General features: G+C 37.0%; 28 protein-coding genes and 1 riboswitch. Of the genes, 17 read left to right on the top strand and 11 right to left on the bottom strand.

The window, feature by feature from the left end; translation table 11 throughout:
- Window positions 1-36 precede the first annotated feature (36 nt).
- A riboswitch (TPP riboswitch) is annotated at window positions 37-144 on the top strand.
- A 152-nt stretch (window positions 145-296) separates the two neighbouring features.
- From thiT to NSS81_RS18710, 4 genes are all read left to right on the top strand, one after another.
- On the top strand, window positions 297-881 hold the full coding sequence (gene thiT / locus NSS81_RS18695) for an energy-coupled thiamine transporter ThiT (RefSeq protein ID WP_342430143.1): 585 nt from the start codon (window positions 297-299) through the stop codon (window positions 879-881).
- Between the two features lie 153 nt (window positions 882-1,034).
- Complete coding sequence (locus NSS81_RS18700) at window positions 1,035-1,259, top strand: FeoA family protein (protein WP_342430144.1); 225 nt, start codon at window positions 1,035-1,037, stop codon at window positions 1,257-1,259.
- A complete protein-coding gene (gene feoB, locus NSS81_RS18705) occupies window positions 1,259-3,265 on the top strand; it encodes a ferrous iron transport protein B (protein ID WP_342430145.1) in 2,007 nt (668 codons plus the stop codon). Before NSS81_RS18700 ends, feoB begins: the two co-directional genes overlap by 1 nt.
- Window positions 3,266-3,284: 19 nt before the next feature.
- Window positions 3,285-3,437, top strand: a complete 153-nt coding sequence (locus NSS81_RS18710) for a FeoB-associated Cys-rich membrane protein (protein WP_342430146.1) — start codon at window positions 3,285-3,287, stop codon at window positions 3,435-3,437.
- A gap of 238 nt (window positions 3,438-3,675) precedes the next feature.
- Here the strand turns inward: NSS81_RS18710 and NSS81_RS18715 are convergent, their stop codons facing one another.
- Entirely contained in the window at window positions 3,676-3,819 is a 144-nt protein-coding gene (locus NSS81_RS18715; protein ID WP_081954565.1) for a YjcZ family sporulation protein, read from the bottom strand.
- A 254-nt stretch (window positions 3,820-4,073) separates the two neighbouring features.
- On the opposite strand from NSS81_RS18715, the gene NSS81_RS18720 reads away from it, so the two are divergent.
- From NSS81_RS18720 to NSS81_RS18755, 8 genes are all read left to right on the top strand, one after another.
- Window positions 4,074-4,466, top strand: coding sequence for an SMI1/KNR4 family protein (locus NSS81_RS18720; protein WP_342430147.1), 393 nt, complete (start codon window positions 4,074-4,076; stop codon window positions 4,464-4,466).
- Window positions 4,467-4,719: 253 nt separating this feature from the next.
- Entirely contained in the window at window positions 4,720-5,424 is a 705-nt protein-coding gene (locus tag NSS81_RS18725; protein WP_342430148.1) for a toxin regulator, read from the top strand.
- Window positions 5,425-5,808: 384 nt separating this feature from the next.
- On the top strand, window positions 5,809-6,261 hold the full coding sequence (locus tag NSS81_RS18730; protein WP_342430149.1) for a helix-turn-helix domain-containing protein: 453 nt from the start codon (window positions 5,809-5,811) through the stop codon (window positions 6,259-6,261).
- Window positions 6,262-6,428: 167 nt separating this feature from the next.
- The gene (sigY, locus tag NSS81_RS18735; RefSeq protein ID WP_342430150.1) at window positions 6,429-6,986 is read left to right on the top strand and encodes an RNA polymerase sigma factor SigY; all 558 of its coding nucleotides are present in this window, start codon (window positions 6,429-6,431) and stop codon (window positions 6,984-6,986) included.
- Window positions 6,940-7,293 carry a YxlC family protein gene (locus tag NSS81_RS18740; protein WP_342430151.1) on the top strand — a complete coding sequence of 118 codons (354 nt, stop codon included), beginning with the start codon at window positions 6,940-6,942 and terminating at the stop codon, window positions 7,291-7,293. Before sigY ends, NSS81_RS18740 begins: the two co-directional genes overlap by 47 nt.
- Window positions 7,283-7,492 (top strand): sigma-Y antisigma factor component, encoded by a 210-nt coding sequence (locus NSS81_RS18745; RefSeq protein WP_342430152.1) that lies wholly within the window; start codon window positions 7,283-7,285, stop codon window positions 7,490-7,492. Before NSS81_RS18740 ends, NSS81_RS18745 begins: the two co-directional genes overlap by 11 nt.
- Before the next feature lie 627 nt (window positions 7,493-8,119).
- Entirely contained in the window at window positions 8,120-9,877 is a 1,758-nt protein-coding gene (locus NSS81_RS18750; protein WP_342430153.1) for an ABC transporter transmembrane domain-containing protein, read from the top strand.
- On the top strand, window positions 9,874-11,889 hold the full coding sequence (locus NSS81_RS18755) for an ABC transporter ATP-binding protein (RefSeq protein ID WP_342430154.1): 2,016 nt from the start codon (window positions 9,874-9,876) through the stop codon (window positions 11,887-11,889). Before NSS81_RS18750 ends, NSS81_RS18755 begins: the two co-directional genes overlap by 4 nt.
- A 502-nt stretch (window positions 11,890-12,391) precedes the next feature.
- On the opposite strand, the gene NSS81_RS18760 is transcribed toward NSS81_RS18755, so the two are convergent.
- On the bottom strand, window positions 12,392-12,592 hold the full coding sequence (locus NSS81_RS18760) for an alpha/beta-type small acid-soluble spore protein (protein WP_342430155.1): 201 nt from the start codon (window positions 12,590-12,592) through the stop codon (window positions 12,392-12,394).
- 339 nt (window positions 12,593-12,931) lie between these two features.
- On the opposite strand from NSS81_RS18760, the gene NSS81_RS18765 reads away from it, so the two are divergent.
- A complete protein-coding gene (locus NSS81_RS18765) occupies window positions 12,932-13,174 on the top strand; it encodes a hypothetical protein (protein WP_342430156.1) in 243 nt (80 codons plus the stop codon).
- A 36-nt stretch (window positions 13,175-13,210) separates the two neighbouring features.
- Here NSS81_RS18765 and ugpC read toward each other — a convergent pair whose 3' ends face one another.
- From ugpC to NSS81_RS18805, 8 genes are all read right to left on the bottom strand, one after another.
- Window positions 13,211-14,323, bottom strand: a complete 1,113-nt coding sequence (gene ugpC, locus NSS81_RS18770; RefSeq protein ID WP_342430157.1) for a sn-glycerol-3-phosphate ABC transporter ATP-binding protein UgpC — start codon at window positions 14,321-14,323, stop codon at window positions 13,211-13,213.
- Between the two features lie 87 nt (window positions 14,324-14,410).
- The gene (locus NSS81_RS18775) at window positions 14,411-15,337 is read right to left on the bottom strand and encodes a helix-turn-helix domain-containing protein (protein WP_342430158.1); all 927 of its coding nucleotides are present in this window, start codon (window positions 15,335-15,337) and stop codon (window positions 14,411-14,413) included.
- Window positions 15,338-15,460: 123 nt separating this feature from the next.
- Window positions 15,461-15,652 carry a hypothetical protein gene (locus NSS81_RS18780; protein WP_342430159.1) on the bottom strand — a complete coding sequence of 64 codons (192 nt, stop codon included), beginning with the start codon at window positions 15,650-15,652 and terminating at the stop codon, window positions 15,461-15,463.
- A gap of 74 nt (window positions 15,653-15,726) precedes the next feature.
- Window positions 15,727-15,936: a YheE family protein gene (locus NSS81_RS18785; protein WP_342430160.1), complete on the bottom strand. Its 210-nt coding sequence runs from the start codon at window positions 15,934-15,936 to the stop codon at window positions 15,727-15,729.
- Window positions 15,937-16,008: 72 nt separating this feature from the next.
- On the bottom strand, window positions 16,009-17,064 hold the full coding sequence (locus NSS81_RS18790) for a YheC/YheD family protein (RefSeq protein WP_342430161.1): 1,056 nt from the start codon (window positions 17,062-17,064) through the stop codon (window positions 16,009-16,011).
- Window positions 17,061-18,428 carry a YheC/YheD family protein gene (locus NSS81_RS18795; protein ID WP_342430162.1) on the bottom strand — a complete coding sequence of 456 codons (1,368 nt, stop codon included), beginning with the start codon at window positions 18,426-18,428 and terminating at the stop codon, window positions 17,061-17,063. Before NSS81_RS18795 ends, NSS81_RS18790 begins: the two co-directional genes overlap by 4 nt.
- A complete protein-coding gene (locus NSS81_RS18800; RefSeq protein ID WP_342430163.1) occupies window positions 18,406-19,509 on the bottom strand; it encodes a YheC/YheD family protein in 1,104 nt (367 codons plus the stop codon). The genes NSS81_RS18795 and NSS81_RS18800 overlap by 23 nt, the downstream gene beginning before the upstream one ends.
- Before the next feature lie 247 nt (window positions 19,510-19,756).
- Window positions 19,757-21,121, bottom strand: coding sequence for a YheC/YheD family protein (locus NSS81_RS18805; RefSeq protein ID WP_342430164.1), 1,365 nt, complete (start codon window positions 21,119-21,121; stop codon window positions 19,757-19,759).
- Between the two features lie 177 nt (window positions 21,122-21,298).
- Between NSS81_RS18805 and NSS81_RS18810 the strand changes: the two genes are divergently transcribed.
- Both NSS81_RS18810 and NSS81_RS18815 read left to right on the top strand, forming a co-directional pair.
- Window positions 21,299-21,646 (top strand): YlbF family regulator, encoded by a 348-nt coding sequence (locus tag NSS81_RS18810; RefSeq protein WP_342430165.1) that lies wholly within the window; start codon window positions 21,299-21,301, stop codon window positions 21,644-21,646.
- A gap of 382 nt (window positions 21,647-22,028) precedes the next feature.
- The gene (locus NSS81_RS18815; protein WP_342430166.1) at window positions 22,029-22,556 is read left to right on the top strand and encodes a hypothetical protein; all 528 of its coding nucleotides are present in this window, start codon (window positions 22,029-22,031) and stop codon (window positions 22,554-22,556) included.
- Between the two features lie 458 nt (window positions 22,557-23,014).
- On the opposite strand, the gene NSS81_RS18820 is transcribed toward NSS81_RS18815, so the two are convergent.
- The gene (locus tag NSS81_RS18820; protein ID WP_342430167.1) at window positions 23,015-23,311 is read right to left on the bottom strand and encodes a hypothetical protein; all 297 of its coding nucleotides are present in this window, start codon (window positions 23,309-23,311) and stop codon (window positions 23,015-23,017) included.
- 264 nt (window positions 23,312-23,575) lie between these two features.
- Here NSS81_RS18820 and NSS81_RS18825 point away from each other — a divergent pair, with 264 nt between their 5' ends.
- Both NSS81_RS18825 and NSS81_RS18830 read left to right on the top strand, forming a co-directional pair.
- Complete coding sequence (locus tag NSS81_RS18825; RefSeq protein WP_342430168.1) at window positions 23,576-24,133, top strand: GNAT family N-acetyltransferase; 558 nt, start codon at window positions 23,576-23,578, stop codon at window positions 24,131-24,133.
- A 289-nt stretch (window positions 24,134-24,422) separates the two neighbouring features.
- Window positions 24,423-25,295: a Cof-type HAD-IIB family hydrolase gene (locus tag NSS81_RS18830; protein WP_342430169.1), complete on the top strand. Its 873-nt coding sequence runs from the start codon at window positions 24,423-24,425 to the stop codon at window positions 25,293-25,295.
- Window positions 25,296-25,358: the final 63 nt, after the last annotated feature.

A 25,358-nucleotide genomic window follows, 5' to 3' on the forward strand; every position in this document is an offset into this window, starting at 1 on the left:
TAATTTAATAGTATATTCATAGTGGATTCAATTGAATATTTCCACAGGGGGAGCTGCTTCTAGCGGCTGAGAGTGAACGTTCGAGTTCTGACCCTATGAACCTGTTAGTTAACGCTAGCGTAGGGATGGTGGTTTGCCGGATATTAAAGCAATGCAGACAATCCTTAGGAAGTCTTGCATTGCTTTTTTTATTGTTTTTATCGGGGCGCCATATAGGCAAAATAGGTAATTTTCGAACGTTCCTCTTAGAGTGAAAGCTTAGTCAGCACTGCTGAACACAAAAGGGGGAAAAGTTAATGAAGCAAGAGCGCAACAACACATTGTTTTTAGTAGAAGTAGCTGTTTTTTCAGCGCTAGCCTTTTTATTTGATTTTATTTCAGGCCTGCTATCTTTAAAAATTTGGCCACAGGGGGGATCAATATCCTTTGCTATGGTGCCTATTTTTCTGATGGCTTTTAGATGGGGGATTAAAGGAGGAATATTATCAGGATTTTTACTTGGCTTACTTCAGTTTATCCTGGGATTTTCACAAATTTATAGCCCGCTTCAAGGGATCATTGATTATGGAATTGCATTTTCTGTTCTTGGGTTAGCGGGGATTTTTGGTTCGCAGGTGAAAAATGCTTTAGCTGATAATAAAAAGGGGAAATGGATGATATATGCTGTTTTTGGAGTGTTTATCGGAAGTGTCCTCCGTTATTTCTGCCATGTGGCAGCCGGAATTGTCTTTTTTGGAGAATACGCACCTGCAGGACAGCCTGTAGCCATATACTCACTTGTATATAATGGTACATACATGCTTCCTAGCTTTATTGTCAGTGCAATTATAGTAATCCTTGTCATAGGTGCAGCACCAAAGAAAATGATTCGAGGAAAATGACATAGGAATGAGTAAAGGAAAAGTGTCTTATACTTTTCCTTTTTTTTTCGAACTTTTGTCACAATATGCATTTTCTGAGCCGTGTTTTAATGATAAAATTACCTTATAAAGAAAGATAATCATTCTCAATTAACCTAGATAAGGGTGATAGATATGTTCGGATCTTTTAAAGCAGGAGACAAGGGAAAAATAATTGACATATCTAATGTTGGCCGCCTTGTTCAAAGACGATTGCTTGACTTAGGTATTATGGAAGGCTCGGAGGTATGTGTCAAATGTGTGATGCCTTTTGGCGGTCCTGTCATGATTGAGTCATGTGGACAATGTGTGGGACTTAGACGCAAAGAAGCCTCGTTAATAGAAGTGGAGCGAGTATAATGGAAATTGCTCTTATAGGTAACCCAAACACAGGGAAGACATCATTGTTTAATAATCTAACAGGTTCCTATGAGTATGTTGGCAACTGGAGCGGTGTTACAGTTGAAAAAAAAGTAGGAATCTTCAAAAACAATAGTGGGAAATTAATTGATTTACCAGGTGTATATTCACTAAATCCATTATCTAGGGATGAGGGGGTTGTTACCTCTTTCTTTTTAAAGGAACCAGCTGATTGCTTGCTGAATATTTTAGATGCTTCTCAATTAGAACGTAATTTACATTTAACACTTCAGCTTCTTGAATACAAAAAGCCAATGTATATTGGTTTAAATATGATTGATGTCGCCAATAATCGTGGTATTAAAATCAACTCGGATAAACTATCACAGGCTTTAGGTGTACCAGTTGTTCCAGTGGTTGCAAGAAGCGGTAAGGGCTGCGAAACGTTGGCCGAGGTAATATCTACGGAAACGAATCAGGCAGATTCGAAAATACTTGTCAATTATGGAAAAGAAATTGAAGCTGTGATATCTACATTATCCGTTACGCTCCAAGGAAAAACGGAGCATTCACCACGATGGCTAGCGATACAATGGCTTGAGGGTAATGAGTACGTACGTGATTATCTAGCCGATATTATTGATACAAGCCAACTAGAATCACAGAAACTTAAATTAGAGTCCAAAATTAGACAACAAAATAATAATGGTAAATCTCTGGCCAATTATATCTATCTTCAAAGAAAAGCTGCTATTGATAGAATTATTGAAGCTTCTGTTCAAAGAGAGAAGGAAAGTGTCCCTTTATCAGAGAAAATTGATTCAATCGTTACTAACCGTTATTTAGGAATGCCGATCTTTTTGGTACTAATGTATTTTATGTTTATGCTAACCTTTGATTGGCTTGGATTGCCATTGTCTGATGTATTAGACGGGTTTATAACAGGTCCAGTTACATTTGCCTTTGAGTATTTTCTAAACGCAATCCATGCTTCAGATTTTATCCATGCCTTGATTATTGAAGGAATAGTGGCGGGTGTTGGAGGGGTTCTTGTATTTGTACCGCAAATTTTTATCCTTTTCTTCTTTATCTCTTTATTAGAGGATTCTGGATACATGGCTCGTGTTGCGCTTGTAATGGATAGAATTATGGAATCTGTTGGTCTTAATGGGAAGGCTTTTATTCCGATGATGATAGGATTCGGCTGTAATGTGCCAGGAGTTATGGCTGCTCGAACGATTGAAACACCACGAGAAAGACTCATGACGATTCTTTTAACCCCCTTAATGTCCTGTTCGGCACGTTTACCAGTATACGCACTCTTCGTTGGCGCATTTTTTGCTGGGAATAAGGCATTTATTGTCCTTAGCTTATATGTTCTTGGTATTGTTGTTGCTCTAACCTTAGCAAAAGTATTTTCGAAAACATTACTAAAATCTGAAACATCATTATTCGTTATCGAACTACCTCCGTATCGGTTTCCACAGGTTCAATCGCTATGGAGAAGTACTTGGGATAAAGGGAAAGGGTTTGTGAGAAAAGCAGGGACATTTATCTTTGCAGGTTCTGTCTTTATCTGGCTATTGTCCTATGCAGGACCAAGTGGTTTAAAGGTGGATATGGATGACAGTTTCTTAGCGGCAATTGGGAATGTCATTGCGCCATTATTAGAACCAATCGGGTTTGGAACATGGCAGGCTTCAGCATCCTTAATTACTGGATTCCTGGCAAAAGAAGCGATTATATCTACAATGAATATTATCTATTTTATTCCCGAAACGGCTAGTTTGTCGGGAATGCTGGTTGATTATTATACACCGCTTGCTGCCTATAGCTTTATGGTTTTTATTCTATTATATATACCTTGCTTAGCAACTGTGGCAACGATTTATAAAGAAACAGAATCAAAAAAGTGGACTGCTTTTTCGATGATTTATGCATTAGGTATCGCCTATGTATTATGTTTAATCATATACCAGGGTGGAAGACTGTTTGGCCTTGTCTAACTTTGAAGGGGTGTAAATTATGATTGCAAATGTTATCATCGGTGCAGCGATCTTTGGCTATGCAACTTGGGCATTAGTTAAATTTATTAATAGATCTAAAAAAGGGAAATGCGCTGCGTGTGACCTTGAAAAGACCTGCTCCACCAATCAATGTGGGGTTCCGCCGAAGTGAATCGAGAAAGACTGCTATCAATGATACCAGTCAAGTGCTGATAAAGTAAAAAAAATTTCCCCCAAAATAGGGCTTAACCTATTGGGAATTCACATGAACGGATGCATATGATAAGGTAGCCGAAGCACCATAGCCGCTTAACCTCCATTGCACATACACCTTAATAGGAATTCTCAAATACAAAAAAGCCCTACAAGGGCTTTTTTGTATTTTTAAGAAAAGTGTAATTGGTTTTTACTTAGAAACAGATAACTGCTCCAACGATGATTAACAAGATAAACAAGACAACGATTAATGCAAAACAACCGCCACCGAAACCGACGCCGCCGTAGCCGTATCCACCACAACCACCAAATCCGCCGTATCCACCATATCCAAACATTAGATAGCCCTCCTTTATATACATATTCCTTATAAAATATGCTGAGAAATTAAGGTGGGAAGGGCTATTTCACTAGTTTTTATGAGGACAAAACTACGGAATATGATTAAAGCAGTAGATAGTGAGCTGAGCGCTGCTGAAAAATGCCTGATTTTTTTTATTCAAGTAACGAAGTAGTTTAGCTGAAGAAGGAATTATCAAATCGTACTACGAATTGTTATTTATATAAAACATTATAAAAGTGGTGATACAGTATGATAAATACATATGGATTAGTATTAAATCCTCCTATCGATAGGAATAAAGTTAAGAAAGTAGAGTCTGTTCTTGGTGTTGCTTTTCCCGATGATTATGTTGAGTTTATAACATACACTAACGGTGCAGAAGGGAGTATAGATGAAAATTATTTAGTTTTATGGGCAATTGATGAAATTATTGAATTAAATGAAGGTTACAGTGTTTATGAATTTGCTAAAGGATTAGTTATATTTGGTTCCGATGGTGGCGAAACGGCATTTGCCTTCGATACCAGAACAACTGAAATGCAAATTGTCGCTGTTCCATTTATAGGAATGGACTTAGATGAAGTAACAACGTGTTCAAAAACATATAATGGTTTCTTGAAATATTTTTTACATACTTCTTAATATATAATTCTTATTTCGCTAACGGATGCGATGCTTTAACTAGGCATCGTCCTTTTCATTGTTCGACTAACGTGCAAGTTAGTTGAAGAAGGATTTTTCAATCCCCTATGGTTTCAGAAGTCCAGATACTGTTGTTGAAGATGATGATTCATTACCAATTGAAGGAAGTTAATAAAGGCAAGCCCTTTTTTAATATTGTTCTGGTAAAATTGGACTAGTCATCATATGAAAATACTTTAGGGGGAGTTACAAATTGAAAGTGGTTTTAGGATTTTTAAAAATGAGATGGAAGTATGTAATAACAGCATTGATTGCTCTTAGTATTGGAGCTACAGCTGGTCCTTCACAAGAGCAAGTTGATAGGGCGAATGCTAAGGTAGATGAATTAAAGAAGCAACTTTCTACTAAAACAGAAACCGTAGCAAGCCTTGAAACAAAAAATAAAGATTTACAAGTGAAAGTAGATAAAGCAGCTCCATGGTTTAAAATGCAAGATGAGCGGAAACAAAAGGAAGCTGAAGCTAAGGCCGCTGAAGAGAAACGTTTAGCGGAAGAAAAAGCAAAACAAGAAGAAGAGGCAGCAGCTAAAGCTAAGGCAGAAGCGGATGCCAAAGCAGCCGAAGAAGCAAAAGTGGAACAATCAGAACAGCAAATTACAGAAGATAAAGTGAAGGAAATTATTAAGGATTATTCTTATGTAGTAAATAACGTTTCTTTTAAAAACGGTGAAATAAAAGCAACGATTGAGTTAGCACCAATGGAACAGTTTTCCGCCGAGGATTTAGCAGTTAATCATTACAGTCAATTATCAGATGAGTTATTAAACCATGAAGGCTGGCAAGTACTAACTGTTACATATCCTGATGCAGGGACTATTAGTATGAATCGTAACGAAAAGGAAACAAATATGGTTGGTGATTATTTCCCAACCCTGATAATTGAGGAAAGATTAAAATGATAAAACAAGCATCCTTAAGGGTGCTTGTTTTTTGGCTAACAATACAAACATAATTGAACCTGGTCTGTAAGATTTCAACTTTAAAGGAATGTTTACTGACTACTATTTGCGGAATAGCTTGTGAAGAAATGTTCTTAAACTATAGATTTCACTACTAAGTTTTTTACTTTTTGATTGTGTAGAGAAAAGTGCATTATTTAATTTACAAATCAACAGACATGTTTCAAAGGCCATATAACAATAATATTTAGTTATTGGATAAAATAATAGGTTGTTTAATATTCCTCGAAAGTCTGACTGCTATCTCTGATAGCAGTTTTTTCTTTTAAAAATGGCAGAACTGGTGTAAAATTACACTAGCAGGTCATGAAGGAAGGGTTTTTAATGAAAAGGGAAGAAATTATTAGACTGGTTTCCGATAAATTGCGCTTGATACGAACAGAAGCAGGATATACTCAGGATAAAATGGCTGAAATCATCGGTGTATCAAAGAAGACCCTTGTTCAAATCGAAAAAGGAAGGGTACTGGCAGGCTGGTCAACGGTTGTCTCAATAGTAGCTTTATTCAGAGAAACTGAAACGGTACAATTTTTATTTGGAAATGAACCTCTTGAAGTTTTGGAGACTGTTGCACGTGAAGGTATCGACTATCGCAGAATGAAAACATTAGGCGGTCGAATTTGGTGGAAAGATCTTACAAGGAAAAATAATTTTATTCTTCAACAAAATATTCTCAGTAAACATTTTCGGATTTTGGATAACAAAAATCATCGTATTTATAGCAGTTTTGATGAAAAAATGACAAAAATCCGTTTCAAAGAGTTAACGAAAAAGTGACCAAAAATATCTTATAGTCTAAAGGCGGTCCAAATGGGATCGTCTTTTTGTTAATATTTCAATATACACTTAAGAAGAATAGTAGTAAAAAGGTGAACGAATTTTAATTTCACACGTCTTATTCAATAGGAAATATGATGGGTGACGGGGAAAGAGAGGGCAGATAGATGGATGCATTGATAAAAAATGCCAAAGAGGGGGATCATCTTGCCTTTGCCATGTTGTTTAAAGAGAATTATCCATTCCTTGTAAAATATTTAATGAAGATTACAATGAACCCTGATACCGCAGAAGAATTGGCACAGGAAACGATGGTTAAATGCATTCAAAAAATCCAGCTATATAATGGACAAAGTAAATTTTCAACCTGGCTAATTTCTATCGCAACAAATACATACATTGACCAATGCAGAAAGTTAAAAAGAGAAAAGAATTGGAAAGGGCAGGAAGAAACCTCTAGAAAGTTGAAGTGGCACTTTGAAAGCAGGAATGAAGAATGGAACGATGCCTTGGCGGCACTAAGCAGGTTACCAGAGGATGTAAGAATCCCCATCGTTTTAAAGCATTACTATGGCTACACATACGATGAAATTGGTCAATGGATGGATTTATCTTCAGGCACAGTAAAATCAAGGGTGCATAATGGTATTAAGGCTGTAAGAAGGGAGCTGAAGCTAAGTGAGGAAACAGAAATTCACCAAACCCGACAACGAACAACTAAATAACCTAGACTTAGAAATACTTCATGAGATACAAGAGGGATTTAACAAGATGGATCAATTCCCTATCTATACTCCTGACCTTCAATGGTTTAATCAAATGGTTATCGATGAACAGCATAATAAAAAGAAAAAATTTGTAAAGGATCTGACCATTTTTATTATTATAGCAGTAATAATATTAACTGGAATAATCGTAAGTCTTTACCAAATGCCAGCGATTTTTATCATGCTTCAAATTATTACAACCGCTTTTATTGTCGTTTATACGGGTTCGATGTTTGGTAGGAAGGTGAGTCATAATGAACGGTGATTACTCACTACCTGTTATTTTATTTGTTGTAGCTATTTTATTAACACAGAGCGTTTATTTATTTTTGGATGCAAGGAAACGAAATCATAATTATTGGTTATGGGGTATCCTTGGCCTCATCCAAGCACCGATGCCAACCCTGTTCTACTTAATCTTTGTCCGCAAAATTTTCAAAAAAAGGAATGTTAATTCTTTGTAATTGGATATTTCAAAAAGATTATATTATTTAAACAGGTTTAGTGAACAGAAAAGTTTAGGTTGATTTGAGCGAAAGGTGCGAAGGACTCCTCGAAAATGCTACCGCATTTCCTTCGTGCGGTGATTAATCAAGAAGCTTATTCAATGTCCTGCGGGAGCAGCGGGACAGGTGAGACCCCACAGGCGCTGTGCGCCGAGGAGGCTCACCGCACGCCCCGCGGAAAGCGAGCATCCTGAAGCGAAAAATCAACCATTCCCAATAATTGTTCATAGCAACAAAGTTTGCGAAAAGGCTTAGTAATTTGTAGAATAATGCGAAAAGTGGAAATTGACATTTAAATGATCTGGTGATAATCTATCAAAGGAAGAAAAATAAGGAAAGGGAGGGTTACAAAATGATTGTAGTAAAAACATCTATTTCATCAACTAAATATCAAAAGGTAACCTGTCCTAAAAAGATCTCTTGAGTATTTATTTATAAATCTAAGAGGCACAGGTTACGTTTATTTATACGTAATCCTGTGTTTTTTTTGTCTCCTTTTTTATTGAGGCATACTGCACATTTGCGGTATGTCTTTTTATTTTCTTAAAAAGTAAGTGTTAGTACAGGCAAGAGGGGGAATACAGCATGTTTTCTGTATTAAGGAAATTAAGTTGGTTTTTTAAAGAAAATTGGAAGCGATATACACTAGCCGTTGCATTATTAATTTTTGTTGGGATACTCGAAGTAGTCCCGCCGAAACTAATTGGCATGGCGATTGATGATATTCATATCGGTGCCATGACAGGAAATAAGATAGCCGAATATTTGGTTATTCTCCTGGTAATTATGATTTCATCCTATGTTATTACCTATGTATGGATGTACAAATTATTTGGAGGAGCATTTCTGGTTGAAAGGAAGCTAAGGTCACGTTTCATGAATCATCTATTATCCATGTCACCTACTTTTTTTGAAAAGAACCGAACGGGTGACTTAATGGCTCGCGCAACGAATGACTTAAAAGCCATTTCAATCACTGCAGGGTTTGGGATCCTTACACTGGTGGATTCGAGTGTTTGGATGCTTACACTGATTATTACTATGGGATTTTTGATTAGCTGGAAATTGACTCTTGCTGCAATTTTGCCTTTGCCGATTATGGCTTATATCATGCAGGTTTACGGAAAAAGAATCCATACTCGCTTTATGGAAGCACAGGACGCCTTTGGAGAATTAAATGACCGTGTCTTAGAATCTGTTGCGGGTGTCCGGGTTATTCGAGCTTATGTTCAAGAGAAAGCGGATGCGGGCAGATTTCATCAATTAACAGAAGAGGTTTTTCAAAAGAATCTTAAAGTTGCAAGGATTGATTCCTTATTTGACCCAACTGTGAAAATCCTCGTAGGAATAAGTTATCTAATTGGACTGGGCTATGGTGCGTATTTAGTTTTCAATCAAGCAATAACCTTAGGTGACCTCGTTTCTTTTAATGTCTATCTTGGTATGCTTATCTGGCCAATGTTTGCGATTGGTGAATTAATTAATATTATGCAAAGAGGGAACGCCTCACTCGACAGGGTAAATGAAACACTTTCCTTTCAAGAGGTTGTAGAGAATCCATCACAACCTAAAGAGGTTTCATCCGTTGAGAGGATTGACTACAATGAGGTGAATTTCCGCTATCCTTCGTCAAGCGTTGATAACCTAAAAAATATCAATGTACAGTTATTGCAGGGACAGACACTGGGCATTGTGGGCAAGACGGGAAGCGGTAAGACCACATTTATTAAACAGTTATTAAGACAATATCCGCTTGGAACCGGTGAACTTGCCATTTCCAATATCCCGCTTGAAGAACAAACTCTTGATCAAGTCCGCCAGTGGATTGGTTATGTTCCTCAAGATCATGTTCTGTTTTCAAGAAGTGTTAGAGAAAATATCTTATTTGGCAACAAAGAAGCAAGTGAGCAGGAATTGGAGGGGGCTATCGATCTGGCCGCATTCCGTAAGGATCTACAAATGCTCCCTGAAGGATTGGAAACATTAGTAGGTGAAAAGGGAGTGGCCTTATCAGGCGGGCAAAAACAAAGGATTTCTATTGCACGTGCATTGATCAGGGATCCGGAAATTCTTATTCTTGACGATTCATTATCAGCAGTAGATGCCAAAACCGAAAAAAGAATTATAGATAATATTCGTCAAGCACGAAAAGATAAAACAACCATTATTACCACTCATAGAATGTCTGCTGTCGCGCATGCAGACTGTATTATTGTCTTAGATGAGGGCGGAATTATTGAAAAAGGAACACATGAGGAGCTCCTCATTCAGGACGGATGGTATAAGGAGCAATATATACTCCAACAAGTAGAAAATACTTTGGAAGAAGAGGTGAAAGCATGAATACAGGGAGGCGGTTAATCCAGTACACCTATGCATATAAGAAAATCATCCTTGCCGCTTTGTTCATGCTAACAATTGCTGCAGCTACTGACTTGGCAGGCCCCTTAATTGCTAAAAATATCATTGATAATCATATTTTAGGAATTGAGTCAGAATGGCATGAGACGAAAGGCGAAAAAAACACGGTGGAATTCCAAGGAAAGCACTATAAAAAGACACAGAATTTTACTGACAATGAAGAAAAAGGAGAACAGATACGAATTTTACAAATAGGGGCAAAATTTGTAGTCATTAACCAGGTTCTAGAATTTGATGGAAAGCGAAGTATGGAAGATGGCGTTTTAACGGTTCAAAAGGGAACAGAGAAAGCGGAATACCCAGCAAAGATACTTACTGGGGCAGAGGTAAAAAGGTTCTATCAACTCGAGATTCCAGGAATTGCGAAGTTGCTGATTTTATATTTCGGTTTGTTAGTCGTTTCGGCTATTTTCCAGTATGGCCAACGTTATTTGCTTCAAAAATCAGCCAACCGAATCATTCAAAAAATGCGAGAGGATGTATATGGTCAAATACAGAGACTTTCCATCCAGTACTTTGATAATTTGCCTGCAGGGAAGGTAGTCGCAAGAGTCACCAATGATACGGAAGCAATCCGTGAGCTATATGTCACAGTTCTATCTACATTTTTCACAAGTGCCATTTATATTACAGGTATATATGCGGCACTATTTATCCTGAATATAAAGCTTGCGATGATTTGTTTATTATTACTGCCTATCCTCTATGCGTGGATGATCCTTTATCGGAAATTTGCTTCGAAATATAACCATGTTATCCGTTCAAGAATAAGTGATATCAATGCAATCATTAATGAATCAATCGGAGGAATGAGTATTATTCAGGCCTTCAGGAGAGAAAAGGAAACAGAGAAGGATTTTGAAAAGCTTAATAATGAACATTTTACCTATCAAAATAAACTATTGAGTCTAAATGCCTTAACCTCACATAATTTGGTAGGTGTCTTAAGAAATCTCGTCTTTGTTGCGTTTATATGGTATTTTGGTTCGGAATCTCTAAACCTTACAGCAGTCATTTCATTAGGGATGCTGTATGCATTTGTAGACTATGTGAATCGTCTTTTTCAACCAGTACAGGGAATCGTTAATCAACTGGCAAACTTAGAACAGGCACTTGTTGCTGGGGAAAGAGTATTCAAACTAATGGATGAACAAGGGGAAAACGTCAGTTCAAAACGGGTTGAAAGATATCAAGGTAATGTTAAATTCAAAAATGTCTCCTTTGGTTATAAAGAGGGAGAGTATGTTTTAAAGAATATTGACTTTGAAGCTGACAAAGGGCAGACTGTTGCACTGGTTGGTCATACAGGTTCGGGAAAAAGTTCAATTATGAATTTACTTTTTCGCTTTTATGATTGTCAAGAGGGTGAAATCCAAATAGATGGTAAGAATATTAAGCAGATTCCTCGTCAAACAATCCGAGATCATATGGGTATTGTTTTACAGGATCCTTACTTATTTACAGGAACCATTGCCTCAAATGTGAGTCTAAATGACCCGTCGATAACGAGAGAGACCGTTGAGAAAGCCTTAAAGGATGTAGGGGCAGAAAAGATATTTACTAACCTGGAAAATGGATATGATGAACCGGTAATTGAAAAAGGCAGCACACTATCAAGCGGCCAGCGCCAGTTAATCTCCTTTGCGAGGGCACTTGCCTTTAATCCCGCCATTCTTATTCTCGATGAAGCTACGTCCAGTATTGATACAGAGACAGAGGCACTGATCCAGGATGCACTGGATGTCCTGAAAAAAGGGAGAACAACCTTTATCATTGCCCATCGGCTATCGACGATTCGCCATGCAGACCAGATTCTTGTATTAGATCGTGGAGAAATTGTTGAACGGGGATCACATGAAGAACTAATGATAGTGAAAGGAAAGTATTATCAAATGTATCAGCTTCAAAAAGGCAACAGCAAGCTTGCTATGTAAGTGTTCACAAAAAATTCACATTATCGGCAAAAAGATGTTATTTTTGTCACAGGTAAAAGGCTCCTATTATGATAATTTAAATTTGTCTAAGGTTTTTTATTCTAATAGGGGTGGGATGAACATGGCGGATTATGAAATTGTAAATATTATTGGAAGTATTATGATCCTTACTTATTATATCGGATATACGATCGTTAAATCATAAGCTGCAGACAATTGTCTGCAGTTTTTTTTTATTAACAAATGATTTATCAACTGGACTGTTGATTTCCGCTCCAGGCACTTCGCTTTCCGCGGGCGTGCCAGGGAGCCTCCTCGGCGCTGAAGCGCCTGTGGGGTCTCCCCAGCCCCGTACTCCCGCAGGAGTCTCGCGCCTTCCGCTCCAATCAACATTGTTATAAGATAAAAATGTCTTTTTTCAGAGTATAACAATGAAAGCCCCCTTCATTTCTGAGGGGGGCTTAGCCATGTTATTTATTTGTTTTTACCTGTTTACTAAAATTTAGCGTGATCCGCCAAGTTGTTGCTCAGCCATTTGAACTAAACGCTTAGTGATTTCTCCACCGACTGAACCATTAGCACGAGAAGTAGTTTCTCCACCAAGATTTACTCCGAATTCTGAAGCAATTTCATACTTCATTTGATCAAGAGCTTGTTGAACGCCTGGTACTAAAAGTTGATTAGAGTTGTTGTTACTTGCCATAGTTGAATAACACTCCTCTTAATAAGTTTGGGGTCAGTATGGTAGTGAACCATATGGTTAAATTAACCAGTGCCACATTGGCCTAACCCATCATGGGAATTTAGAAATTGGAGATGTGTCGCATACTTTTGTGTGGCTGGGTTAGCCGGAATTGCACCGGCCTTTAAGACCCTTGTTGGTGTAACCCACCTGAGTAAGTTGCTTGGTGTTGCTTTGTACTAGTTATTATGTTTAAAACTGAAAAGCTTATTCGATATATTTATTAGTAATTTATTCCATAACATAGTGCTGAAATTGTAACGCAAACTATATCTATAAAAAATAAAAGGGTGAATATGTATGCCAGTATGCCCCGTTTGTAATGGATTGCGTGAAGTATATTTAATTTGTGCCAATTGCGGTGACCCTATGATTGAAAGTGGTCGCTTAATGGATTATTATGACGACTATAGTCCCTATATGGAAATTGACTTAATGAAAATGGAAGACGGTTACCTTGATACAAAATCAGGGCAAAAGTGTCCGCATCTTTATTGTTGCCCATCTTGTCAAAAGGACGAAGTGATATTTATTAAGGAATAACAAAAAAAGCCCCGTTTGATCGGGGCTTTAAATAAATTACTTATCGCCAGCAGGGCGAATACGGGATTCTGTTTCAGTATCAAAGAAATGTGCTTTATTTAAGTCAAAGGCTAAGTCGATTTTTTCTCCTGGTGCAACTGTTACACGTGAATCGAGACGTGCAACAAAGTCTTGGCCGCCAATACTTGTATAGATCATCATTTCAGCACCTGTTAATTCTGCAACATCTATCGTAGCTGTTATCTTTGTTCCTAGTGATGCTTCAATAAATACAGGCTCATCATGGATATCCTCAGGTCTAACACCAAGAATAATTGGTTTTCCAACATATCCTTGCTCACGAAGGAATTTCATTTTTCCTTCTGGTACTGCGATAGAAGTGTCGCCAACGACAAACTTTCCATCTTCTAGTTTACCATTAAAGAAGTTCATTGCAGGTGATCCGATAAAGCCGCCAACAAAGATATTTTCCGGCTTGTCGTATACTTCTTTCGGTGAGCCCACCTGTTGAATGATTCCATCTTTCATAACAACCAAACGTGTAGCCATAGTCATTGCTTCTGTTTGGTCATGTGTTACATATACGGTAGTAGTATCTAAACGACGGTGCAGCTTAGCAATTTCAGCACGCATTTGTACACGTAATTTTGCATCTAGATTTGATAAAGGCTCGTCCATTAAGAAAACCTTAGCATCACGAACAATTGCACGTCCTAAGGCAACACGCTGTCTTTGACCGCCTGAAAGTGCTTTTGGCTTACGCGTTAAGTATGCTTCTAATCCTAAGATTTTTGCAGCTTCCTGTACACGACGATCAATTTCATCTTTTGGGAATTTGCGAAGCTTTAATCCGAATGCCATATTATCGTATACAGTCATATGTGGATAAAGTGCATAGTTTTGAAATACCATGGCAATATCACGATCTTTTGGTGCAACATCGTTTACGCGTTTGCCGTCTATGTAAAAATCCCCTTTGGAAATTTCCTCTAGACCAGCAATCATCCGTAATGTAGTTGACTTGCCGCACCCTGATGGTCCGACAAAAACGATAAATTCCTTATCCTGAACATGTAAATTAAAGTCTGAAACAGCTGTTACTTTATTATCGTAAATTTTAAAAATATGATCTAATTTTAATTCTGCCATTATGTAAGCCCTCCCAAAAATTGATTAACTTTAGTTTACCTGAACGTGGCTGTAATCAATATAGACAACCTGCACAAGGTTTTCCTATCATCTTTTGGGCATTTTGTTAGGCTGATTTTCTTGTTCAAAAAGGGTACAGGCCAAAAAGACTGTAAAGGCACCATAAAAGTCCTTTAAGTGGATACCTGTTTTTTCCACAAACTTATCAATACGATATTGCAGAGTATTACGATGTATATATAACTTTTTTGCTGTCAAACTGGCATTTAGATTATTTTCGAGAAAAATCTTAATCGTTAGATATAGCTCTTGGTCTTCAAGGAAGACGGCAGCAAGCTGATGGTAAACCCTAAGTATCGTCTCGTCATTAAGTGTGCTGGCAATGTAGGCGGGGAACATTCTTTCGAAGGTAAAAATATTTTTATTGCCGAGATTTTTTAGTGCAAATGAAAAAAAGTTTTGTTCCTGCCTGAAGTCAATACACATTTGAGTAGAGAATGGGTAGAACTTCCCGATATAAAAGGAAATTTTCACATAAAAGTCACTTTCTACTGTACTTGCCATAGTAATTAATTCTTGTTCATTTAGAGACAATTTATCTCTCTCTTCAATCACAAGGCCGCTATTACTATTCTTCCAAATAATAATAACATCTTCAGTAAAAAATCCCTTTAATGCGATCTCAATTTCTTTTTGGTCTATCCCATCACCACTAAATTGAAACTGAATAATTCGGAAAAAAGAGTCCGGATTATTGGAGGGAGGCTCTCCGTTTAAGAATAAAAACTCATACCATTCTCTTGTCACGCTGGTAAGAGGAGGTGATGGAAACTCCATCAGTTCGTAAAGTGTTCTTAGAAGGGTTAATTCATTTTCGGTTATTACTTTCTTAGGAATTCCAATCCATTCCTCAAGGGATTCGTCATAAAAAATATAGAATTCATCAGAAGGCTGTTTTGGACGGCTGGAAAATAAAATCGAGTCTTTATATAAAGGCATTATTTTTTTTAGCACAAGTCAACTTCCTTATAAAAATATTTCAAGATGATATTCCAATTATATCATTTTTTCCAAAGGCATATAAAAGGGCTGACCGTGGATAGCTATCTACATGTCAGCCTTGTTTTTGTGCTTTTGTTATTCACTTATATATGGCGGTTCCTCTTTTACGAAATCTCTTGCTTCTTCGATATTTGTTGTGTCATTACGGGCATGCACGGAACCACCTGACATGCCCTCATTAATCATTCGGTCAATATCTAAATAACTCTCCTCTTTACCCTCATATAATAAATCCTTTTTTGATGGATCTTCATTCTTTTTATTCATGTGACCAATCCTTCCCACAATTTCTGTTTAGTTTGTGGAAATGATTCGTTTTCATACAGCAGGCAGATAAGGAGTTATTCGTAGACGTGAAAGAGCATGAGTTCGTGAACTTGGCTTGTCAAAGCGTCAATATCTTCTTGTTCAGGTGTATTCACAGTCCATTCAATCTTTCCCATTTGATGATAAATACCTTTATATTGCTGTTTTTTAAAGTAAAAGGAAAAATTCCATCCAGGTATATTCTTATTTTCAAATAATGGCTTGAATTGAAAATGCATAAGCATTGTGATACCCCCCTTAGGCTCGTTGTACTTCTAGCTTACGGGATATCCTACAGACAATCCATATAAAATTTTTTAAAATTTAGTGAGTTGGAAAAATAAACGGCATAGTTGAGAAATTTTTCTTTCCTCAATTTCATTTTCATCAAAGCTCATCGGTTTTGAATTGACTTCATAAATATAATAGTTACCCGATTGACTGATTCCAGCATCTATCGAAAATTCACCAAAGTAACCAAATTGTTCGGACAGTGCTTTCCCCGTTTCTTTGACAACCATTTGGATGAAACGGTCATGTTCCTCCGTTTGCAGCAGTTGATAAGGAAGCAACTTACCACCAGTTGGGATATGGGTCGTAATCTGCTGTTCTTGGGATTGTCTTATTCCAACCCCAGTGACAATGAACCCATTTTTTTCTGCGTGTGCAAGTATCCGGAAATCAAAACGCTTTCCTTCATATAGGTTAGGACGAATTTCTTCCTGTGCTAAATAGTCTTTTTCAATTAGTTCCTTTTTCCACTCCAGCCAAAATAAATCAAACGAACGATATAATTTACTTTTATTTATGGCTGCTAACTGAATTTGCCCATTATCTTCAAGACTTAATCGAAAGATTCCCTTTCCTCTTGCAGATTGCGATGGTTTTAGGTAAATGCTTTCCCCGTTTTTTAAAAAAGCTGAAAGCCGTTTTTTATGATTAGCCAGGATTGTCATCGGGATATGACTTTTTAGTACAGGGTGGTCTTTTAAAAGGCAATAAAGCTCGTATTTATCAATAAAACATGGATTGAAAAAAGGGATATTTCTTTCTTTTAATAGTGAAAAGAAGAGCTGGCTGCTTGCATCCTGCTCTGACTTTCTAAAAGGTATCCGATTATAGACAAGGTCGGGAAACGGAACCGTTATCCGTTTCCATGAATTTTTTTCTGGAAAGTACATGTATCCATCAATGGAGGTTTCACCGACACCGTCTTGTGTAAAGATAAAGCTTATTCCATTGAGGGTAATGAGTTTCTTTTGCAGTTCAATAAATAGTATACCGTTCCCGGCAATCTCCCCCTGTCGATTACGGGCAGTCAATATTCCGATGAGCGGTCCTTTTTGCTTGTTCCTTTCATAAAGGACACTCATTTGAACAGTTCCTCGGGGTAAAGAATGGATTGCTCTGTAAGGAAAACAGCAAAGGCGATGGAAAGCTTTCGTGTTAATAAATCAAAATGTTTTAGTTCTGGATGACTGAAAATAGACCTTCCAGGTTTGGAGTTGGCCTCGAATAGCCAAACCCTACCATCTTTATCAAGTCCTAAATCAAAACCAATTTCGCCAATAATGCCTTCCATGTTTTTTCCGATCGCTTCACTTAGAAGTAGGGCGGCATGGGAGAGTTTCTCTGAATATAATTCACAATCATCTTGTGAAAATATTTCTGCGATTGTTTTTGTTTCTCCGCCACTTCTCAAATGGGTGGTTACACTGCCAGCTCCAGCAATTTTGGCTGCGATCGCTGTTACATGCCAGTTTCCTAAATCATCTTTATTCGTGTGTACGCGAAAATCAATGGACCGTGATTCATGCCTGAGTAAATGGATACCCTGTTGAACCAACATTCTGTCAAGGTTTTGATTAGCAAATACCATTTTAAACAAGCCTTCAACCGTTGAGAATTTGCGTAAACGATTCACACCTTCACGATCCTGATAGCGGCAGAAATAGTCATTTTGCTTCTTATCATAGATGATTTGGTGCACACCTAAGCCGAGGCTGCCATTTATGGGTTTGATATAAATATGTCCATATCTAGAGAGCATTGCTTCAATAACGGAAAAAGAGGTAAAAGGATGCGTTTCTGGTAAATATTCAGCTACTTTTGGGTCCTGCAGTAATCTCTCGTTAATATCAAGCTTATTAAAAAAACCTGGATTATACCATGGAATCAGGTAATCCTTTTGCAGACGTTCTTTTACCTTAATTAATTTTGGATTTCTTTCACTTTTCCGGTTAGGAAGACGATCGTAGATCACATTTGGAAACGGAATCTCAATAATTTTCCAATTGTTTTCTTGAAAAAAATATCCCTTCATTGTGCCTTGTTCCCAGTCGATATGCTGTTCACCAAACACAAAGGGGAGGGCACCAACCGTTTTCTTTACTGAAAGCAGCTTGGAGAAAAAGCTGCTTCTTTCGCCAATTGGGCGTAGCGGAAAGGGAGTGAATCCTGCTGTGAAAATTCCAATTAGCGGTCCGATAAAAAGTACCTGATTTTCAATAAATATGTGTAAGGGTATGGAGAAATCGGGAAAATATATCGCTCCTTGAATTCCCTTGCTGATGACAATCCTGTTTTCTTTTTCATCTGGGTGGGGAAGGAAGTCAACTTCGATTGATTTAGAACCGAAGGCAATTTTTTTTAGTTCTTTATCTTTAAGAAGTGCTGGAGGGCACAAAACGGTAAGTTGATTACTTTCTATCACTTCAATGATATAGCGTTTTCGCATAGTCTACCTTCCTTTCTTTACTGTCCGCTTCGGAAAGGAACTTCCCATAAAGAAGAGGTGCTAAAAATAAGGTATCTTTAATTTCCAAATTCGTTTGTAAAAGTACTTTTCTGCCAGGCTTTGAATTCACATCAAGAATCCAGACCGCTCCATTCCTAGCTACTCCAATATCAATACCAAGTTCGAATAAGGGCAAAAATTCCTTCTCGAGTAAGATAGGAAGATTGGTTAGGATAAAGCCTAGCTCATTGCGAATATATTCAAGTTTGGCTGGATATAGGTTAGCTGACCATTCATCGAAGTCAACTGCAAAACCTCCTGCACTCAAGTTCGACAGAATTCCTCCTGTGTTTCCTTTGCGGATTCCTTTTCCGCGCTCAACCCAACGACCTTGTTCATTCTTTTGTAGAAGAATTCTTATATCAAAGGGCTGTAACTCAGTAGTCACTAAATCAAGATAGGGCTGAAGAAGATACTTTCGTTGGTGAATTAAAGGCTTGAGCCATTCGGTAAGTTTTAATTCATTTGGAAAAATCCTCGAGATAATTTTCTTGTTTTTTTCTGTTTTAACATGAAAGGTTTTGTTGTTCTTTTTTAAATAATAAATCCCGTAGCCTTGGGAGCCGTTAATCGGTTTAATAATCAGCTTTTTCCTTTTGGTTAATTCATCCAGGACAATAGTACTATCATTAATAGAGTGAGATAGGGGCAAGTAGGGAGAGAGTACAGATGTTTTTAGTGCATGATATAGATCTAATTTGTTAGGGAGCCCATAGCCTAAAAAGGTGATATCTTCTCGGCTCTTTAACCATGAAACAATCGGGATACATTGTTTTGAATGCTCGTCATCACCATAAAAGCAGCGATCATAAAGGAGAGCAGGAATGGAAAATTCACAATCTATCCAACGCTGATGGTCAAGTTCGAACCTTCTGCCCTCAACTTTGAGGGTATGGGGATTAATTTTTGAAGGAAGGAAGCGGAAACACTCCATTCCACATAAATGGGCACGGATTGCGATTTCATCAATATAAGTTGCTTCACTTTCCATGCTTAATGTCATAATTCCGAATGCGATCATGCAAATTCCTCCTATTGTACATATTTGGTCAAATGGAGAGGTCCCATTTACCCGAAAAAGAAAAAAGGGTCTTGTTGGGTCAAATGTGGATGCCCCATTTGACCGAAAAAGGAAAAAATGGCTCGTTGGGTAAAATGGCGAGCGCCCAATTGCCCCAAAAAGGAAAAAATGGCTCGTTGGGTCAAATGGGGAGGCCCCAATAGCCTGAAAAAAGAAAAAAGCGCCCATTTGACCGAAAAAACACTAATCAATTGCACAGCGATGTATCAAAAGCAAGCATTGTACAAAATTGAATAATCGCCTTTGCTGAAGGTCTTATTTTCAGTAGACCATCATCAAAATTTTTCGAAGGCTTTGAGTTTACCTCAATTAGCCAGGGGTTACCCTCTTGGTCAATACCGATGTCAATACCAAGTTCACCAATTATTCCAGGTGACTGAAAACTAAGAGCTGCTGCCGTTTCAATGGATAAGTCTTTCATTCTAGTTAGTGTTTCCTTCGCATCCTTTTTGCTCATAAGACTGCCTAGGGCTATTAAAGGAGCTAGAATCTCTCCGCCCCTGGCAATATTTGATACAAACTCATCCTCTGCTGATATTCTTGCTACAACAGATGTTACATGCCAATTATTATTAACTGTCTTATGACATAGGACTCTAAAGTCCATTCCCCTAGATTCATAGGCAGTCAGGGAGATCCCCTGTTGGAGAATATATATGCGATTATTTAATAGGGGCTGTATATGCTGGTATATATCTTCAAGCCTAAAAGGATTAGAAAATTCTTCAGGTTTAGAAGTTATCGAAGATTTAATTGAATATAGATCTTTTTCCTTTATAAGCTTGAAAATATTTCTCCCTTGACTGCCATGTATCGGTTTAATAAAGACGGTTTCATGTCTTTTTATAAAATCAACTAAATTCTCTTTTGAAAAAATCTTTGTCTCAGGTATATGTGGCTGAAGATGATTCTCGTTAATTAAACGATCATGAACTTCCCATTTTGAAAGATAACGATCATTAAAATAGGGAATATTTAATTCTATAAGCTTTTTGCGAAAGATGGCAAAGTCGTCCGCATATTCTAGCCTGCGGGAATGGATTCGATTATAGATGACATCAGGTAAGGGAGGAACGAAGGAGTGCCATTTTCCATTATCAAAAAAATATCCCTGAGCGGTAAAATTCCGATAAGTAAACACATAAAAAAAACCGCCATTTTCTGATATTCCATGGTGCAGTTCCTCACAAAAGCTATGGATGGAACGAAAGTGAGGAACTTCTTTGCCTGATGTTTTAATATCGGTCAATAGAGCAATTACAGGCCCAAGATGAAGAGTGTGAATATCATTACTATATCGGGCATGAAATTTTATTTGTTTAACAGGTAAATAAAATTCGCTATATAAATTTTCAGGAAATAGAATTTCATTTGATTCCATTTCCTTGATTTGTATGTTGACTTCTATTGGTTTCTTCCCAATCACAAGTTGTACTTCTTGACTATTTTCTATTAGCAACTGATTATTTAGCTGGGAAGACATCTGGATCAGATTGTCCGTTCGATAATTAGATTTTCTGGGAATAATAGCAACCGGGGTTAGAGCAGACATATTCATTCCTCATTTGCAGGTTAGGATCCTATAAACTAGGCATTAGCTGACATAGTAACATATGTTTTTCTCCTCTGGATGGTGAATACCAATTACTCAATGAACATTCTCGCATTGAATATCATAGTTTGTTATAGTTAACAATGAATGTATTACCTATATTAGGAGTGGTATCGAATGGCAGTAAATGTACATGATGCAGCATACGCGTTGGAAAAAGCGATTCGTCAAAGTGACGAATATACGCAATTACAACAAATGTATAATGTGGTTAACGCGGATCCTGCAGCGAAAAATATGTTTGACAACTTCCGTCAAATTCAAATGAATTTACAGCAAAAACAGATGATGGGCCAGGATATTTCAGAAGAAGAAGTACAACAGGCACAGTCAACGGTGGCACTTGTCCAGCAAAATGAAAAAATTGCCGGCCTTATGCAGGCGGAACAACGGATGAGTCAAGCAATCGGCGAATTAAATCAAATCATAATGAAACCATTAGAAGACCTATACGGCAAACTTTAACAAGTCGATTCACACCGGGAGAAAGTCCCCGGGTAAAATTATAAAGGGTTCCGTTTTGATGTGCTTTCTTAATAAATGACACAAAAAATGACGTATGATATGGCATACGTCATTTTTTTTATATATCAAGGTTACTGCGAGTTTTAATGAATTTTGACATAGCAATTGACATTATTTTTTATGATAGACAATAAGTATTGTGCAATTAAAAAATAATGTTAAAACTACTGTCAATTTCGCGGTCGATCGCTGTGCCGGTATTAAAGTACCTTTCTTCAGCTAACGAGCAGATTAGTTGAACAAGAGTTCTAAATTTTTTTTGGTATTTTATGTTAGCATAAAGAAGACTGGAAATTATTCGATTTAGAAAGGGATAGTTTTAATGATGAATGACAAAACTTCGAGATTGATATTTGTACTGATTACAGTAATAGCCACGATACTTCTTACGGCTTGTCAAACTGGAACGGAAGAACCTGCGATAAAAATTTCTTCTAATTCTGTTGAATTAAGTCCTATCTATTATGGAGACCTATATAATAAGGAGAAAGAAGAAATAGAAAAGCGATTAAAGGATTTTATGATAGGCAAGAGATTTATTGATTTACCAACTTTTGCTTATGGAGATATTATTCAAATCGAACCTTTAAATTTCGAAACAGGGCAATATGAGATTTATGATTATATCGTAGACGAGAACGGTAATATTATTTCTGATTACGATATTGTCCCGATAAGTGTAACTTCCAATAAAGAGGGGAAAACAGAATTTACATTTGAAGAAGGGTATGATTTAGAAAGTTATAAAGACTTCGCTGTACAAGGAAAATTGATTCATTGTTTATTGATTCGCTGTGAAATAGATAATAATTCATTTGCATTTGCAACACTTGTGTTAAATGTTGAATAATTGCATCTTGAACTAATGAGGGCGTTCTGGGATCAAGCAGGAACGCTTGTTTACTAAAGGGGCAGATTTGTTTAATAGCCTTATAGCGCCTAAATCAATCGAAGCACTTATAAGTATTTTGTCTTCTCAAAATAAACAAGAATATACCTCTTTAATCGGATTAGCTATTCAAGCAAAAGAGAACGGAAAATATATAATTCATTTTGGAATCTAAATTCTAATTTACAGAATTATAGTGTTATGGTTTTGTATTCCTCATTATATATTAAAGATTGTGAAAAGATATACTTAAAGTAACGGGTACGAATAGTTCAACTGGATTAAGAAAAAGAACCCATTATTGAGTTCTTCCTCTAGACATTTCACCCGTTAGTACCCATGCATCAATTCCAACATATGACGTTAACGGGGAATTAATATTTCCTTGTTAAATTGATTGGAATCCTTATGAAAAATAGCTACTTATTTATAGGGTTAATATTATCACTCACATCACGATTATTGGATGCTGTATTGTTATCTGCTTCAGCCGTCTCCGCGATCTGGTTACCAATAACACCGCCTGAAACACCGCCTATAACAGTACCAATTAGTCCAAATGGAGCACCTATCATAGCACCCGCAACGGCATCAGTAAAAGTTCCAACTGCTTCACCCAAATCACTGGTACCTTGATCAGCATTACTCCTAGCTTGGTTGTTGCCACTTTCTTCTACATTTCCACCAAAGTTATTGCGTTCGTCACTGTGATTCATCTATTCACTTCCTCGTTTATTAATAGGGATATGTTAAATATGAACGCACACCATCCTAAACATATACTACCCAGTTGAAGTAGTTTTACTCACTATATGTTTAGGAAGCACGCTTTATCCTCATTAATGCAGCTACAAAGGTAAACACTAAGGGCATTGCGGTGAATAGGTGCTTTTTTGTTATTTAACAAACGGTCAGGTTTGTGCAATTAAGCTATTCAAAAAGCATTGTTAAACTTAAGGAGTTTATATAGGTTATATTATGTGAAACTAATTAAACCGCCAAAAAGGGAGTTTGAGAAAATTATGTTTTTTGAGACTGAACGTCTAAACACAAGAAAATTTGAATTAGATGACCTAGAGGACTTCCACGAAATGCAAAGTAATAATAATGTTATGAAATATATCAATGGAAGAGGTAGAACAAGGACGGAAAATTCAAATGAATTACTTAAAATAGTAAATAGTTATAACGAAAATAATACTGATAGATTAATAATGGCTATTTCAGAGAAAAATGATGAAATTCGTACATTAATCGGTGCTTGTGCGGTAGCTAAAAGTGAAAATGGAGAATTTGAAGTTGGATATAGGTTTTCCGAAAAATATTGGGGAAAAGGGTATGGTTCTGAAATTTTGAATGGATTACTCAAATTTTGTCTTAATGATTTAGCTATAAATAAGGTAATCTCTATTGTTGAAAAGGAAAATATTTATTCAGTAAGAATTCTTGAAAATTCCCCTATGCAGTTTATAAAAGAATTTGAAGAAGTTGACACAAATAATATAGTGAGACTTTATAGATTAGACATGACTGTTTGATTTTTATAATTCTATAAGTTGTTTGTAAAAACTTACACTTAAATTAACGAGTCCTTTAGGTGAAGAAGTTTCATATTTCAATAACAAAGAAAACTCGCCAATACTACTGATAGGCTACCCCACCTGCTCTATTAATCCAATTTCAGTTTCCAGGATCAAATGTAATTCGAGTTGAGAAATGAGAGGAAATTTAACACAGCCTTGTTTTTAAACTCCCTGTTCTATAAATAGATAAAAAATCATAAAAGTGATATAAGGGTGATTTCAACAAGAACAGGGGGCAAATCAAATGATTTATCGCTTGCTAGCATTAAATATTGATGGCACGCTTTTGCAAACTAACGGTAAAATCCATAAGTCAACCAGGGAAGCAATTGAGTATGTTCAGCAAAAAGGGATTTATGTGACGCTCATTACCTCAAGAAGTTTTCCCTCAGCGAAAAAAGTTGCCAAGGCGTTAAAAATTAATTTACCACTGATTACACATCAAGGGGCATATATAAGGAGCGCTCAAGAGGAAAAGCCATTATACGTAAAAAGAATTAATGAGGGTATCACCTATGATACGGTTCGTTTCCTCGAGGGGCTTCCATGCCAAATCCGTCTTGTTCATGAGGAATTTTCATTAGCCAATCGGTTGAAACTCCATAATAATCTGTTAGCAAGGACAGTTTTTACTTCTGGTGATCCAGTCTTCTATTCGCAGCAGTTTGTTTCATCGCTTAGCGAATACTTACATGACCAACCACTTACTCCACCGAAAATAGAGGTTTATTTTGAAGATGAAGCTGACCAGCAGGATGCAAGAAATGCACTTTCAAAGATGTTTACAGAAATTGAAACGATTGAATTAGACCCATTACGCTTAGACATTGTTCCATCGGATGTTTCAAAACTAAATGGACTATCCTATCTAGGTAACCACCTTGGAATTCAACTGAAAGAAATGGTTGTAATTGGAGATGCTCTTGATGATATTCCAGTCATTGAGGCAGCTGGACTTGGGGTCGCAATGTGGAATGCAAACTTTAAAGTGAAAAGAGCAGCTGACTGGATTACAAGATCGAAAAATGAACAAGGAGTTGCCTATATGGTAAAAGAACATTTTAGAAAGCAACAGCCAATTGAGTTTCTACGAAAAATGAACATAATCAAGAAATGATAGATGAAGACATCAAGGCACAGGCCATTGATGTCTTTTCCTATTAATTTAATCCAGTCATTT

It is taken from the genome of Neobacillus sp. FSL H8-0543, assembly GCF_038592905.1.
GTDB lineage: Bacteria > Bacillota > Bacilli > Bacillales > Cytobacillaceae > Neobacillus.